The following is a 15097-nucleotide window of genomic DNA, read 5'->3' as shown; positions in this document are numbered from 1 at the left end:
GTGTTCTAGAAACTGTTTATGTAAGAAGTATAGAGAATTTTAATCATTGTAACTTGAAAGCCAATTACCAATTGGTTATTATGACAAGAGATTATGTAATAGTAGCTATATATTTGACTTAAAACCCAGCAGAGACATTGTATATAAGCAATACCTGCATAGTCCAACACACCAAATTAATCAATAGTAAGGAGCAAATATGAACATTATTAAGATCGAAGCTGCAAGTGTTTGCAATGACTCAAAAACCGTAAAAAGAGCATGGCACCCCCCTTTGTTATCGACTCAACATCAGGAAGGGGAAAGCATTGAGGGAAAAGTTCCAAACGCCGCTGAACAATTTGGTACCCAAGGTGCGAGTTAATAGAAAATGTATCTAAAATATTTAGAGATAAATTTGTAGTAGTAGTTGAAGTATTTAACTTGTTTAATAAAAGTATCTAAAAATCCGTATCGATCCTTACCATATTCTTAAATTCTAAGATTAGCAACAAGTACTCATAAAATTGGTTGATTTTGATTAGAAAATTATTTTGATATTGTATTTCCTGTTGGTATAATTTTTTCAATATCCAACTAAATGTTAAATATAGTTTGAAGGGTTAGCCTTGTCGATATATTAAAACGTGTTTTATTAGACTAAAAAAGGACAAAAGATGGAAAGATGTTTAGAAAAACAAAGAACAGACGAGGCACATATCCGTGGCATATGGGTAGCGCCCATGTTATGTATTAATGAAATATCTTTGATTATTATAAACGGGAAACAGCCTGCAGGGGCTGAAACAACAAACGCAGGCGTTGATTTCGGTCCTTCCTAATTTTTTAACTTAAACAAAATATTTAGATATAAATTTATAGTAATAGTTGAAGTATTTAACTTGTTTAATAAAAGTATCTAAAAATCCGTATCAATCTTTACCGTATTCTTAAATTCTAAGATTAGCAGTAAGTACTTATAAAGTTGGTTGATTTTGATTAGAAAATTATTTTGATATTGTATTTCCTGTTGGTATAATTAGCTTTGGTTATAGTTAAGTGCTAAATATTTTGAAGGGATATCTTTAGTTTTGTAATAAATTATATTCGTTTGAGGCATATTGACATAGGGAAATATATGATAGAGTTCGCACCACAAAATTTAAATTTGAGAATGAATATTCCAGGTAATTGGGTTCCTCCAGTGTTGGTAAAAGTTTGCCAGGAATATATTCCGACTGTCAATGGAAAGTCAATCGAAGATCAAGTTGAATTACAAATAGTGACCACAGGCCCTTCTTAGATTTCTGATTACCGGAAATGTCCTTAAACAAAATATTTAAATATAAATTTGTAGTAGTTGTGGAAGTATTTAACTTGTTTAATAAAAGTATCTAAAATTCTCATCTCTAAATCCGTATCAACCCTTACAGTATTCTTAAACTTTAAGATTAGCAGCAAGTGCTCATAAAGTTGGTTTGATTTTAATTACAAAGTCGTTCTTGGTTTTATCTTTTACATTGATAATGCTTATATGCGATATTTTTACACCTAGAAATTCAAAAGTTTTAGAATTTCTATAGATATATTTATGTGATTTGATATGCTTGTTTAGATGTTTTTAGCTGCCATTACTTTTTGATAGTTGATATTATGGCTAAAATGCCAGTAAATTGTGCTATTATGATCTGAGTTTTTCTGTTGAGATATAATCATGGTAAGAAATCTCTTATATTGTTCAAGGTTATCTCTAGTAACTATTATCCATGATTATATTTTCAACAATACCTATCAGTTTATCAAATTGAAAGCCAAATGTGTTTGATGGTTTAGTTATGGGATAAGGTTAAACTAAATTGCAAAAGTGATTTTGTTTGTCTAATATTGTCGATATGCGTTATAAAAGGGTGCTTAATATAAATTGACACATCAATCAAACTTAATAGCTACAAATATTGAGCAGTATCTCAAACAGCATGAGCAAAAAGAGCTACTGAGGTTTATTACTTGTGGAAGCGTAGATGATGGTAAGAGTACCTTAATTGGAAGACTTTTGCATGATAGTAAGATGATTTTTGAAGATCAATTAGCCGCAATTGTGGCAGAGAGTAAAAAAGTTGGCACGCAGGGTGATAAATTAGATTTAGCGCTATTAGTTGATGGTTTACAGTCTGAGAGGGAGCAGGGTATTACTATTGACGTTGCTTATAGATATTTTTCTACTGATAAGCGAAAATTTATTATTGCCGATACACCAGGACATGAGCAATATACTCGTAATATGGCAACTGGTGCTTCAAACTGTGATTTAGCTATTATACTTATAGATGCCAGAAAAGGACTACAAACACAGACTCGTAGGCATAGTTTTATTTGTTCACTACTAGGTATAAAGCATGTTATAGTAGCAGTTAACAAAATGGATACTGTAGGATACTCTCAACAAATTTATAAATCTATACAAGATGAGTATTTGAAATTAGCGGGAAGTTTACAAATTCCAGATATTAGATTTGTGCCTATATCAGCTCTTGATGGTGATAATGTAGTTTCAAAAAGCACAAAAATGCCTTGGTTTAGAGGTTCTCCGTTAATGCATTATTTAGAAACTATAAAAATAGATTATTCTCACAATGATGAGTTTCGTTTTCCTGTACAGTTAGTGTGTAGACCAAATTCAGATTTTAGAGGATTTCAAGGAACCGTAGTATCAGGTTATGCTAAAGTAGGAGACACTATTAGGGTAATGCCTAGCGGTAAAATTACTACAATAAAGTCAATACTGAGCTTTGATGGAGAATTAAATGAGGCTGAAGCAGGTCAAGCGATAACTATAACCACCCATGATGAAATAGATATTAGTCGAGGTGATATAATTGTTCATAAGGATGCTATACCACATACATCATCTATGCTTAGGGCAAATATTGTATGGATGTCTGAACAGCCTTTGATAGAGTATAAAGATTACTATGTTAAATTCTTAACGAAGCAGGTTACAGGTAGTGTAAATAAATTTAATTATAAAACTGATATAAATACTCTCAAAGAAATCGCTTGCGGCATGCTTGAGCTAAATGAAATAGCAACAGTAGAACTAAATCTTTCTGAACCTGTTTGTTTTGATAACTATCAGAAAAATCGAATTACAGGAGCTTTCATAATCATAGATCGACTCACTAATGTTACTGCTGGAGCAGGTATGGTTATTAAGCCGTTAGCTATGAATGATAAAAAAGATAATACCAGTAACTATTCAGAATTTGAGCTAGAGCTAAATGCGCTTATCAGAAAACACTTTCCGCATTGGGGAGCTAAAAATTTAAGAGAATAGTTTATTTAAAGAGGTTTAAATGAGTATTAATATCCTATGGCATAAAACTAGTGTTTTAACTGAAGAAAGAAGCTTACAGAAAAAGCATAAGCCAGTAGTTTTATGGTATACAGGGCTTAGTGGTGCTGGTAAATCTACTATTGCAAATGCTGTTGATAGAATATTGTATGAAAGAGGTTGCCATACTTATATACTAGATGGCGATAATATACGTCATGGTCTTAACCGTGATTTGGGTTTTGATGAAATAAGTAGAACAGAGAATATACGTAGGATTTCAGAAATAGCAAAACTTTTTGTTGATGCAGGTTTAATTGTTAGTATAGCTTTGATATCACCGTTTATTCTTGATAGAGAGCAAGCAAGGAAACTTATTGGTGATAATTTCATAGAGATATTTGTAGATGCACCTCTAGCGGAGTGCGAAAAAAGAGATCCCAAAAAGTTATATAAAAAAGCTAGGGAAAGAGAAATTGCCAACTTTACTGGTATATCCTCGCCTTATGAAAAACCTATAAACCCTGATATACATATTACAACTTCAACAAAAACAATTCATGAATGTGCAAATAAAATCATAAATTACCTATTAGACAAAAATATACTTACTAAAGTAGTTTAAGTTTACTGATAGTTACTATAAGCCTTTTTCTATCTAACTATCTAAATTTCACTTGTATAGTTTTCTAGACTTTCTTATAAAACTCGGATAGCTAAGTAAGACATATTTTTTTGAAGAAAATATAAGATTCTTTTGAGAAAATAAAAATAAATCTAATAAGCCTACTAGGCATAAAAGTAGTACATTCTGTCATCCTAAACTTGTTTCAGGATCTCAATAAAATCGATACTTATAATGAGATGCAGAAATAAATTCAGCAATCTGTAGTTAGATAAATTTTTTCTCTAAAAAACATTTTAGAAGGGTTTTCTTGTTTTAGTAAGTACACTTATTTAGCTTAAGGCTTAGTTCATTTTTTTGAAAACTTATAAAAGATATCAGAACTAGAAAAAATAGACTTGCATTACTTGTAAACTTAGGTAAGATGTTTAGAAACATAACAGGTATATCTGAAAAATAAATGAATAAAAAAGACGAGTATATAGAGATAAATATTACGAGTTTTTTCATTTTTTTATATAAAAACTTGAGAACACTAATTTTATCTTTTATTTTGTTAACGATTTTAGCTACTGCTTTTTTGTATTATAAAAGTACCATTACTAAAGGAATTGTATTAAAACAAATGATACAGGCTCCTTCATATTTTGATGGTAGTCAAAATCTTCATGTAATAATAGGCTATGATAGATTAAATCTAATTTTACAAAATATTCTTAGTGAGCTTAAACAAGCTAATCCACAAGATAAATTATTACAGAAAGTAACTCTTCTTTATCCATTTGATAAATATGAAATTGGTGATCAAAAGCAATTTGTAACAGCAAATGGTCAAAATAGTGTCGAAACAAAAGCTGTTATTAAAGATAGCAATTATGAATTAAAGAAAAAATATGATGATCAAAAGTCATATTTTACTTTACTAATTCAATCAAAAAAAACTGATACTAAAAGTATATCGCAATTATATCAAGATATAATTAAGAAGTTTTCTGAATCAACTCTTATAACACAAGAGACACAACTTTGGAAAAAAAGTATCGAAACAAATATACAACAATCTTCTGAAAAGCTAATCGAATATAATAGATTGCTAAAGCAAGATGAAATAACTTTAAAAGATCTTATGGCTAAAAAATCTAATGATAATGTCGTAAATAGCCAAACGCAAGCAATGATAATAAAATATATAACTATGGTCAATGACTTAAAGATGCAGGTGTTCTCGTTAAAACAATCTATAGATACTAATAAACTGTGGCTTAGTACAGCTAATCTGCAAATATCAGATTTTGGTGGTGTCGTAGAGGAACGAATGATATCTGGAGTCTCCTATAAGTTACTTTTAGCTGTTTTACTATTAATTGTGTTTAGTTCACTATTTATAACGATGATAATAGGTTTTTTCAAAAAAATAGCTGTTGAAGCTAAAAAAGGGTAATTTTGATCTAATTTATATAAGAATCTATTTATAAAATTAAAAATCTATATTTGAAAAATTTGCTATCTCAGTTATTATTGCTTAGTATTTTAAAATTACTTAAATTAATAAATATGCCAAGTCTTAAAAAAACAAAGTTAATTGTAATAGTGAAAATCTAAAAACAAAAAAATATGGTTTGCTCCAAGCTTAAAGGTATATAGTTGTCCTACTATTAAAACAAAACGATTTGATCAGCCAATCGAATCTACACTTCCATCACCAACACGTACATTTAATCCATCATAAAAATTGTAAAGTAATTTTAAGCTTTAAAAATTCAATATTTTATTGCAGAGTACTATATTTTGGTTTTACTATTAACTAATATCGCATGATAATTTTATGGTTGAATAAGTATAATTATGTTATAGTTATGTCTTGAAGACAACAGGGGTGCTGTTTTATCTAAAAATGGCTGAGAAGTGACCCTTTGTACCTGATCTAAGTAATATTAGCGTAGGGAGTTTGTTTGGTTATCTTTTTTCTAAAGGAGCATCATACAAACTCTTATTATTTGATTAAAATAATAGGATATCAATAATGGAAAATTTTGGTTACATAACTCTAAATATATCTTTAATAATTTATTTCATCCATTTTCTACCACAAACGATTCATAATCAGTTTAAACATAAAACATTTGAAATTAGTTTGTGGACACATTCTTTGATGATTGTAGCAAACTCTTTAGATTTAATTTATGCTATTGGTTTTAATATGCAGTGGCAGTATATTTTAGTTGATATAATTTTATTAAGTTTTTAACAATTCAGCAATTTCAAATCTTAAATGATCGTAGAGAAAAATATATATTTATACATACAATTTTTATACTTTTATATTTATCTTTAGTAATTGTTATGATTTATTTTATTAGCTTGAGTAATCATATTTTGCTTTGGTTTGGCTCAATAAGTGGGGTTATTTATAATCTCTACTGGTTACCACAAATTTATAAAAATTACCGTCAGAAACAAGCGGAAGGTTTTAGTATTTTTTATCTAGGACTTTCACTTATTAGTATTATTTGTGATATTAATAGTGCTATATTTTTGGGTTGGCCATTAGTATCAGTGATTGTCTCTAGTTGTTTATCTATTTTGGTATTAATACAGGTAATTCAATATTTCTATTATAAAAAAGGTTTATTCAAGCAATATCATAAAAGCATATAAACTAGCTGTAAACTTGTTAGCTCTTTGTGTTAGAATTATTGCTATTATCTTTGAATTATTATAGACAATGAAAAGTATCAATAAATTTATCTTGCTCCTAGGAGCATTGGCTTTTTCAGTATCAGCTTTTGCAGTAGAACAAACCTCATATAATGCATATACTATTGGTCAGGCATTAGGTAAAGTTTCCCATAAAAGTTTTGCTGCTATGGACCAAGAGCTAGTCAAAAAAGATTTCATCTTAGGTTTTGATGATACTATTCTAGATCAAAAGCCTAATATTAGCAAAATCTCAGATAAAGACTCATATGAAGTGGGGATGATTATAGCAGCGCAGTATAAACTAAGATTGAAAAAAATGATTACAGTAGATAAAGCTAACTGTCAAGAGTTTATCAAAGGTTTTAATGAAGGTGTTGACACAAAAGATACAAAACTTACTATTCAAGATAAACAGATATTAAAGCATTTTAAAATATCTCATGATGAAGATAATTAGTTAGATTATTTAGTAATATGTATTGATAAATGTATTCTGCTACTTTATTCTTAATCCTAATTTAGTTAAATACTATCAATAAAATAATAATGCAACAGCTAAAAGATATTCAGGCACTTATTAAAGAGGATATACAAAATAATAATCAATTCATAATTGATTCTCTTTGCTCAGATGTCGTGCTTATTAACCAAATTAGCCACTATATAATAAATAGTGGTGGTAAGAGATTAAGACCTCTGTTAGTAATGTTGTTTGCTAGAGCCTTAAATTATAATGGAGATAAACATTTAGCATGTGCCGCAATTATTGAGTTTATCCATACAGCAACACTTCTTCATGATGATGTTGTTGATGATTCGCAATTGCGTCGTGGTAAGCAAACAGCAAATAATGTCTTTGGTAATGCTGCCAGTGTTTTGACTGGAGATTTTCTTTATTCTAGAGCTTTTCAGATGATGGTAAGTTTAGATAATATGCAAATTATGCAAATATTAGCTGATGCAACTAATAAAATCTCAGAAGGGGAGGTGCTACAGCTATTAAATGCACGCAATAGCGAAATTAGTGAAGAAGACTATATTAAAGTGATATATTGCAAAACAGCAAAATTATTTGAGGCTGCTTGTGAATTAGCAGGTGTAATCAGTCTAGACAAACAAAGTTATGCTAAGTATCAGGATAATATTAGAAACTACGGTGTTTATTTAGGTAATGCTTTTCAGATTGCAGATGATGTTCTAGATTATGTATCTGATGCAGAAAGTTTAGGTAAAAATATTGGTGATGACCTTGATGAAGGTAAAATGACCTTACCGACAATTTACACGCTAGCTAATGTTAATCAACAACAGCAACAAATTCTCAAAAAAGCAATTGAAAATGGTGAATACGCGATTGATGAGATCATAGCAATGGTTAAAAATAGTGGTGCTGTAGATTATTCATATAAAGTAGCTTGTCAGTATGCTGATCTCGCTAAACAACAAATAGATTTCTTACCAGATTCAGAATATAAGCAAGCTATGATTTTATTATGTGATCTAGCAGTAAAAAGAAAGAATTAACTTTTATAAAAACCTTTTTATTTAAAATCTTTGAGCGTGATTTCAAAAGAAAGAGCTTGGTTAGGTCCTATAACAGCAGGTGCTCTAGTTCCGTACGCCTTGTCTGGAGAACAGTATAAGATTATTGTTGAACCATTAGGTATTTTAGGAATAGCCTCTTTCCAGCATTCGATTAAGTTTCTAAGTGGGAATGTTGCGTTATCACTTGAGTCAAATGTAGGACCAATTAGTTTAGCTTCTTTGACCTCGTTTAGTTTTGATTTATCATCTTCGTAAGTTATAACTGGCGTAGTTCCTTTATAAGCTATTGTAACTTGACTATCAGAATTAGGCTTTTTGCCATCGCCTTGCTTAATCATTTGATAGTAAACACCATCATCAACTTTTATAGCATTATCCATTTTAGCAATTTGTGTCATAAATTCTTGTGATTTTGTTTTGTTTAAATTAGCTGTATCTAATTGCTTTTTAATCATTTTATCTTTAAGAGTTTCCATATTTCTGCGGATTTGACTCTCGGAGATTCTTGGCTTATTATCATTGATAGCATCTGTAAAACCAGCTATTGTTTGCTTATCATATAAGCCAAAATCTTGCTTAGCTATACCAGCACCTACTTGATAGCCTACTACATAGCTTGCATTAGCTCCCATTTTTATTGTTGAATTATCTTGAGCTGATTTGTTTGTAGCAACGCTTTGTTTAGTTTGGCTAGCTGTAGTTAAATCTTGATTATTATTTTGTGTTATAGTCGCAGCATCTTTAGTTACTTGCTGAGTATTTGTAGAATCTACTAAATCTTTGTTTGTTGAGCATGAATTTATAGCTAATCCTAATAATGAGCATGACATAATTGCTACTATTTTCTTTAACTTCATCTTTTCTCCTTAATTATCTTTTTATATCTCTCTTTGAGATATTTACAAAATCAAAAAGCTCTTTATCTAACATTTGTGATAGGGAAATATTTGATAGAGCTTTAAATATTACATTTTTTCTTTCAGGATTGTTTTGTTCCCATCTATTAAGCATATCTTTTATAAACACCCTTTGCAAATTATCTTGTGACCCACATAGGTTACAAGGAATTATTGGAAACTCTTTTAATTGAGAATATTCTAATGTTTCTTTTTCACTTACAAAAGCAAGAGGGCGTATTACGATATTACGTTTATCATCACTAAGTAGTTTAGCTGGCATAGCTTTGATTGAGCCATTATAAAAGAGATTCAAAAAAAATGTCTCGATAATGTCATCACGGTGGTGACCTAATGCTACCTTGGTTACATTATTTTCTTCAGCAAAATCATATAATATGCCACGACGCATGCGTGAGCATAAACCACAGGTGGTTTTTCCATCAGGAATTACGCGCTTAACAACGCTATAAGTATCACGTTCAATGATATAGAATTCTATCCCTTTATTTTTTAGATAATTAGGTAATACTTCCTCAGGAAAGCCTGGTTGTTTCTGATCGAGATTTACTGCGATTATATCAAAACTTATAGGCGCCTTTTTCTGCAGTAACAATAACATCTCAAGTAGACAATAAGAATCTTTACCACCAGATAGGCATACCATAATTTTATCGCCATCTTCAATCATGTTATATTGATTGATTGCTTGAGCAGTTTTTCTTAAAATCTGTCTTTCAAGTTTCTTTAAAATTTGTTTATCATTATTAGTCATTTTGTTCTAAGATTAATTGTTTTAGTTGTGCGGGAATTTTTTGTAATCTACCTGTCTTAGCATTATAGCAGGCTAATTTGGCTTTTGCTCTAGTGATAACTTCATCACTACCTAATATACGGATTTCATATTCAAACTCCATACTAGCAGCACCTATTTTAACAATATACTGTGTTACTTGTATTTTGTTTGGATGTTTAAGAGGGAGAATATATTTACAAGTTTGCTCTGTAATGACTAGCTGAATAGAGTTTTCTTTAGCCCAAGTCATTAGTCCTGTATTTTCATATGCCCAAGTAGTTCTTGCTTCTTCAAAGTAATCAAAATATTTACCATTATTTACATGGTCATTTTTATCAGTATCCGACCAACGAATGTTAGTTATTATTTTAAATATATTAGATTTCATTTTTTACCTTTAATATTTAGAATATATACGATAGTAATGGTTTGCGTGGAACTTCACAGTTTTGCAATTGGATAGAGTATTTTTGGGCTATTTCAGTAGTTTTACGAGCATAATTTTTTAAGAATGAATTGTTTCTATGCGTACCACGTTTATAACCACCTATACCTTCGTGGTATGCTAGATATAGATTATAAGTATCTGTCTTGCTTATACCTGTTTTATTATGTACATCATTCAAATACCAGCCGATAAAATCTGTGGCATCTGCAAAATTTGACCTTGAGACAAATGATTGTTTTGTTTCTTTTTTATAATGATCCCAAGTACCATCTAAGGCTTGAGCATATCCATAAGCACTTGAAGCTCTGCCTTTTGGGATAAAGCCAAAATAATATTGCATTGATGGCTTAGCATCAGCTCTAAATGATGATTCTTGACGTATGAAAGCCATTTGTACATTCATAGGAATTCCCCAGCGATCATATGAGTCAAGCATATCATAATACCAATCAGGAAATTGATGAATAATACTACAAGCATTATTTATATTTGTTGGAGGCTCGGTAGCGCAAGATCCAAGAGTTGTTATTATGATAATTAAAGTTGTAAGTTTAATTATTTTTTTCATTTATAAATTCCTATAGAAGACATCAACTAGTTTATCTTGGAATCTTCGTGCATTATAACGATCAGAGGGTTTAAGATCATTAAGCATGATCGAAAAACTGATTCGGTGGTTTTTAGCTGTTAATACATAGCCTGATAATGTTGAAACTCCAGAGAGTGTTCCAGTTTTAGCATGCACTCGTCCAAGCAATTTACCACCCATCCTATATGAAATCGTACCACTCATACCTGATGCCGGTAAGTAATTGTAGAACTCTTTACCAATCTGACTATTATAAGCTTTAGTTAAAAAGTTGACCATAAATTCGGGAGTTACTCTATCTAAATGTGATAGTCCTGAACCGTCATACATTGTTAAAGATGATGTATCTAAACCTAGTTTTGAATAGAGTATACTCTGAACAGCTTCTGTACCTGCTTTAGTAGAACCAATTCCTTTTTCTTTTAAGCCTATAGTATTTAATATACTCTCGGCATATAAATTATCAGAATGCTTAAGGGTTTGATCGATAAAATGTCCGATCGTTTCAGATCTTGTTGTAATTTGTTCAGTATAGCCAGTAGGAATAGTGCCAGCTATAATGATATTACCATGTTTAATGCCATCAGAATTTAAGAAATCATTTACGGTATCTAAAGTTTTAAGAGCTGGATTTCTAATGGCTAATTTAAACATTTTTTCGGCGGCTCTTGATAAGTATCCACCAATGTATAAAACATTGTCATCATTCATTTCTATTGTAGTTGCATTTGAGGCACTAGTGTACTTTGCAGTATTTTTTATAGTGATATTACTTGCGTTACTTAATTCGACAATTCTTGTTGTTAGGCTATTAGCATTTTTAACTAATTTTATAACTGTACAATTTCGATTTAATGTGAAGCTTGATGCTGGGGCACCATAGCAGAATGTACTATCTTCTTTTGACCAGCCATCCGGGATATATGGTCCAGAGAAGACTCCAACGAGATAAACATCACCAGTGATTTTAGATATACCTTTATCAATTTTAATTTTTTTTATTAATGTGGCTAACTGACTACCAGTTAGTGCTGGATTACCAGTAAATTTTATGTACAAATCTCCATACAGAGTATGATCTTTTACTCTATCTGAAGGGTACATTATTGACGTTGTAAATCTAAAATCACTAGGTATCGCAAAAAGTGCTGCAACTATTGTAAAAACTTTATTATTACTTGCCGGCTTCATTGCTCTGTTTTGAGCATAAGCATATAACTGATTGCCGTTGATGGTTCTTTGAGTTGCTATAGCAATCTTTGTATCAGAAAGATTATACTTTTTTACAAGATACTGAACTTCACTACGTGTAGATGCTTGAGCAGTAGTTAAACTTACAACTAATATAGATAATGCTGCTAAAAGCTTAGTTTTTCTTATCAAAACTTTAAACCATATAAATTTCTAAAGAATCCTAAATCGAGATAATAGCATTTTATCTCTTATAAATACAGCAAGTTATGGTTATATTGTCTAATCTTAGGTTGTAGTTTTTTTAAAGTTAATTCTAACTAAATAACTAAACTTGCATTTGTATGTTAATATGATAAAATAATTGACTAAATTGAAATAATGGTAGGGACACTAGTCCTCTAAATAAACGTAATAAACTGGCATTTAAGTGAGGTGAGAGGGTATGCCAAGCGTTAGAATTAAAGAAAGAGAACCTTTTGATGTCGCTCTTAGAAGATTTAAAAGATCTTGCGAAAAGGCTGGAATAGTATCTGAACTACGTCGTAGAGAATACTTTGAAAAGCCAACTTGGGCACGCAAAAGAAAAAAAGCTGCCGCTGTTAAAAGAGCTCACAAGAGCAATATAATAGTTAAAAGGTAGTTAAATTTAATTCACCGTTGAGAGTTTAACTCTCCCTTTCACAAGGAATTCTTTTTTAAAATGTCACAAATTTTTGATCAGTTGACTCTTGATATGAAAGAGTCAATGAAAAATAAAGATAAAAATAGATTAACAACAATTCGTATGGCAATGTCTGCGATAAAACAAAAGCAGATTGATGAAAAAATACAGATCACTGATGAGGTAGTAATTGCTGTAATTACAAAAATGATTAAGCAAAGACAAGATTCATTTGATCAATACATCAAAGCAAATAGAGCTGAGCTTGCTGAAGGTGAAAAAAGAGAGATAGAAATATTGACTCAATACATGCCAAAGCAACTAAGTGATGAAGAGGTTGTTGCGATAGTTCAGAAAGCTATAGAATCTGTTGGAGCTACATCGATGAAAGAGATGGGCAAAATTATGGCAAGTGTAAAAAAAGAGCTTGCTGGTAGGACAGATATGAGTAAAGTAAGTGCTATTGTAAAATCTAACTTAGCTTAAGGACAAAGCTTTAAATCAGTATGGCGAAAAAAGTCTCGAATAATTTTATAAAAGAGCTTATAGCTACAGCTGATATAGTTGATGTTGTTTCAAGATATGTTAACTTGAAAAAAACAGGCAAAAACTATAAGGGCTGTTGTCCTTTTCATAATGAAAAAACACCATCATTTTTTGTTAATCCAGAAAAAAATTTTTATCATTGTTTTGGATGTCAGGCATCTGGAGATGCGTTAACATTTGTTAAAAGTATTAATAATCTTGAGTTTATTGAAGCTGTAAAAAATCTTGCTGAAATTGTTGGCAAACCAGTTGAATATGAAAATTATTCTCAAGAAGATATTCAAAAAGAACAACTTTATAACAAATGTATAAGCTTTTTAGCGGCAGCTCAAAAATACTATCGTTGGAATTTAGGTAATTCTGTCACCAAAGATAAAGCTATAAACTACCTTAAAAAAAGAGGTATAGATAGTAATTTGGCTAGATTCTTTGGTATAGGATATTCATCTGAGGGTTGGAATAATATTACTGAACTAGCAAAATCTATAAATATTTCGGAGGAGATATTAGTTGATACTGGGCTTGCGATAAAAAATGATAAAGGAAGCTTGTATGATCGTTTTCGTGGTCGTATTATGTTTCCTATCAGAAATATTCAAGGCAATGTAATTGCTTATGGAGGTAGAGTAATAGACGATTCTGATGGAGTTAAGTATATAAATTCACCGGAAACTTTAGTTTTTCAGAAAAATAATATTTTATATGGACTCTATGAGTATCGTGAAAGAAAAAAACAACTTCCGCATCTAACTAATCAAAGTCTTGTAGTAGTAGAGGGTTATATGGATGTTGTTGGTTTAGCTCAGCATGGTTTTTATGCTGCGGTAGCTACATTAGGTACAGCATTTTCACCAAATCATGCTAAGATTTTATTTCGCGAAACTAACTCAGTAATTTTATGTTTCGATGGTGATAAAGCAGGACAAAAAGCAGCGCTTAGAACTATAAAGATCTTGTTACCAATATTAGATGGTAATAAAAAATTAAAGATTCTAACTCTACCAAAAGGAGATGATCCAGATGATTATATAAAGCAATATGGTTTAGAAAGATTTCATGCTGCTTTAGATAATTCACTGGCTGTAGCAGATTTTGTAATTGACAACCTTATTCAAGGTAGAGATCTGACTAAAGCAGAATCAAAAGCAGAAGTTTTAGAGAATTTAAAAAATTTTTTATTAGATGTGGCAGATAATATTTACTCAGAAAGTATTACTGCTACTATAGCTGATAAGATTGGTATAAAAGTTGAGCAACTTAAGAATTTGCTTAAGATACGTAAACAAAATTTACTAAATGTAACTAAGCAGCAAAATATTCAGCAAAAGAAATTAACGAAAAATCTCTTACTTGAAGAGGTTATTCTTGCTGAGTTATTTGTCAATCTTGCAGATTTTCGCCTTTTGCAACATACAAATGATTTTGAAATATTTGCTACTTCGAAAAATCTTGATATCTTAGCAAAAAGCTTGAAAATTTTAAAAGAAGACTCATCTAATCAAATTGAAGCTGTTATACTTATACAGCTACTGGCAGAGGACTATCCTGACTATAGAGAGTATTTTTTTGAGTTGTTAAGTTATGGTATAAACAATACGCAGAAAAAATATGCTGAAGATAAGTACCAAGAACAAATGTTCGTTATGCTAAAAAGAGTAGAAAACTCTAGTGTAAAAAAAAGATTAAAGTATTTAGCTTCATTACCCTTTAGAACTGATGTTCAGGAAATGGAACGTAAATATTTAGTAGCAAAATTAGGTAACAATAATATAAAATAAAATAAAATT

At 30.5% G+C, this 15097-nt stretch carries 14 protein-coding genes, 1 pseudogene and 1 riboswitch; of the genes and pseudogenes, 10 read left to right on the top strand and 5 right to left on the bottom strand.

The genetic code is table 11. From position 1 onward, the window contains the following. The first annotated feature begins 199 nt into the window (after positions 1-199). The 7 genes and pseudogenes from FSC454_RS09800 to FSC454_RS05905 all read left to right on the top strand — a co-directional run bounded on the left by FSC454_RS09800 (position 200) and on the right by FSC454_RS05905 (position 8159). Positions 200-364, top strand: coding sequence for a hypothetical protein (locus tag FSC454_RS09800; protein ID WP_167359446.1), 165 nt, complete (start codon positions 200-202; stop codon positions 362-364). A gap of 1536 nt (positions 365-1900) precedes the next feature. Next, the gene (gene cysN, locus FSC454_RS05930) at positions 1901-3313 is read left to right on the top strand and encodes a sulfate adenylyltransferase subunit CysN (protein WP_066047301.1); all 1413 of its coding nucleotides are present in this window, start codon (positions 1901-1903) and stop codon (positions 3311-3313) included. A 19-nt stretch (positions 3314-3332) separates the two neighbouring features. After that, the gene (cysC, locus tag FSC454_RS05925; protein ID WP_066047298.1) at positions 3333-3935 is read left to right on the top strand and encodes an adenylyl-sulfate kinase; all 603 of its coding nucleotides are present in this window, start codon (positions 3333-3335) and stop codon (positions 3933-3935) included. A gap of 625 nt (positions 3936-4560) precedes the next feature. After that, entirely contained in the window at positions 4561-5376 is an 816-nt protein-coding gene (locus FSC454_RS10110; protein ID WP_279625857.1) for a hypothetical protein, read from the top strand. Positions 5377-5797: 421 nt separating this feature from the next. Further along, positions 5798-5899: riboswitch (TPP riboswitch) on the top strand. Positions 5900-5958: 59 nt separating this feature from the next. Then, positions 5959-6593 (top strand): annotated as a pseudogene (locus FSC454_RS05915) (PQ-loop repeat-containing protein). A 67-nt stretch (positions 6594-6660) separates the two neighbouring features. Further along, on the top strand, positions 6661-7092 hold the full coding sequence (locus FSC454_RS05910; RefSeq protein WP_066045341.1) for a hypothetical protein: 432 nt from the start codon (positions 6661-6663) through the stop codon (positions 7090-7092). 89 nt (positions 7093-7181) lie between these two features. Continuing rightward, positions 7182-8159: a polyprenyl synthetase family protein gene (locus FSC454_RS05905; RefSeq protein ID WP_066045343.1), complete on the top strand. Its 978-nt coding sequence runs from the start codon at positions 7182-7184 to the stop codon at positions 8157-8159. Positions 8160-8176: 17 nt separating this feature from the next. Here FSC454_RS05905 and FSC454_RS05900 read toward each other — a convergent pair whose 3' ends face one another. From FSC454_RS05900 to dacB, 5 genes are read right to left on the bottom strand one after another with little or no spacing between them, the layout of a single operon-like run. After that, positions 8177-9037 (bottom strand): FKBP-type peptidyl-prolyl cis-trans isomerase N-terminal domain-containing protein, encoded by an 861-nt coding sequence (locus tag FSC454_RS05900; protein ID WP_066045345.1) that lies wholly within the window; start codon positions 9035-9037, stop codon positions 8177-8179. Positions 9038-9050: 13 nt separating this feature from the next. Then, positions 9051-9851 carry a tRNA 2-thiocytidine(32) synthetase TtcA gene (gene ttcA, locus FSC454_RS05895; protein ID WP_066045347.1) on the bottom strand — a complete coding sequence of 267 codons (801 nt, stop codon included), beginning with the start codon at positions 9849-9851 and terminating at the stop codon, positions 9051-9053. Then, positions 9844-10260 (bottom strand): acyl-CoA thioesterase, encoded by a 417-nt coding sequence (locus FSC454_RS05890; protein WP_066045348.1) that lies wholly within the window; start codon positions 10258-10260, stop codon positions 9844-9846. Before FSC454_RS05890 ends, ttcA begins: the two co-directional genes overlap by 8 nt. Before the next feature lie 16 nt (positions 10261-10276). Continuing rightward, positions 10277-10888 (bottom strand): transglycosylase SLT domain-containing protein, encoded by a 612-nt coding sequence (locus FSC454_RS05885; RefSeq protein WP_014548166.1) that lies wholly within the window; start codon positions 10886-10888, stop codon positions 10277-10279. After that, positions 10889-12292 (bottom strand): D-alanyl-D-alanine carboxypeptidase/D-alanyl-D-alanine endopeptidase, encoded by a 1404-nt coding sequence (dacB, locus tag FSC454_RS05880; protein WP_066045350.1) that lies wholly within the window; start codon positions 12290-12292, stop codon positions 10889-10891. A gap of 253 nt (positions 12293-12545) precedes the next feature. On the opposite strand from dacB, the gene rpsU reads away from it, so the two are divergent. The 3 genes from rpsU to dnaG are packed head-to-tail and all read left to right on the top strand — an operon-like array spanning position 12546 to position 15088. After that, on the top strand, positions 12546-12743 hold the full coding sequence (gene rpsU, locus FSC454_RS05875; protein WP_003033846.1) for a 30S ribosomal protein S21: 198 nt from the start codon (positions 12546-12548) through the stop codon (positions 12741-12743). 60 nt (positions 12744-12803) lie between these two features. Beyond that, positions 12804-13250 carry a GatB/YqeY domain-containing protein gene (locus FSC454_RS05870; RefSeq protein WP_003026091.1) on the top strand — a complete coding sequence of 149 codons (447 nt, stop codon included), beginning with the start codon at positions 12804-12806 and terminating at the stop codon, positions 13248-13250. A gap of 20 nt (positions 13251-13270) precedes the next feature. After that, positions 13271-15088: a DNA primase gene (gene dnaG, locus FSC454_RS05865; protein ID WP_066045351.1), complete on the top strand. Its 1818-nt coding sequence runs from the start codon at positions 13271-13273 to the stop codon at positions 15086-15088. The last annotated feature ends 9 nt before the right edge of the window (positions 15089-15097 follow it).

The sequence above is a fragment of the Francisella hispaniensis FSC454 genome (assembly GCF_001885235.1).
Lineage (GTDB): Bacteria > Pseudomonadota > Gammaproteobacteria > Francisellales > Francisellaceae > Francisella > Francisella hispaniensis.
This window is presented reverse-complemented; position numbering and strand designations above follow the sequence as displayed.

Coding starts and splice junctions, on each gene's coding strand:
- FSC454_RS05900 (WP_066045345.1), bottom strand. CDS start 9,037: ATGAAGTTAAAGAAAATAGTAGCAATTATGTCATGCTCATTATTAGGA.
- FSC454_RS05885 (WP_014548166.1), bottom strand. CDS start 10,888: ATGAAAAAAATAATTAAACTTACAACTTTAATTATCATAATAACAACT.
- FSC454_RS05870 (WP_003026091.1), top strand. CDS start 12,804: ATGTCACAAATTTTTGATCAGTTGACTCTTGATATGAAAGAGTCAATG.
- rpsU (WP_003033846.1), top strand. CDS start 12,546: ATGCCAAGCGTTAGAATTAAAGAAAGAGAACCTTTTGATGTCGCTCTT.
- cysC (WP_066047298.1), top strand. CDS start 3,333: ATGAGTATTAATATCCTATGGCATAAAACTAGTGTTTTAACTGAAGAA.
- FSC454_RS10110 (WP_279625857.1), top strand. CDS start 4,561: ATGATACAGGCTCCTTCATATTTTGATGGTAGTCAAAATCTTCATGTA.
- ttcA (WP_066045347.1), bottom strand. CDS start 9,851: ATGACTAATAATGATAAACAAATTTTAAAGAAACTTGAAAGACAGATT.
- dnaG (WP_066045351.1), top strand. CDS start 13,271: ATGGCGAAAAAAGTCTCGAATAATTTTATAAAAGAGCTTATAGCTACA.
- FSC454_RS05905 (WP_066045343.1), top strand. CDS start 7,182: ATGCAACAGCTAAAAGATATTCAGGCACTTATTAAAGAGGATATACAA.
- FSC454_RS05910 (WP_066045341.1), top strand. CDS start 6,661: ATGAAAAGTATCAATAAATTTATCTTGCTCCTAGGAGCATTGGCTTTT.
- FSC454_RS09800 (WP_167359446.1), top strand. CDS start 200: ATGAACATTATTAAGATCGAAGCTGCAAGTGTTTGCAATGACTCAAAA.
- FSC454_RS05890 (WP_066045348.1), bottom strand. CDS start 10,260: ATGAAATCTAATATATTTAAAATAATAACTAACATTCGTTGGTCGGAT.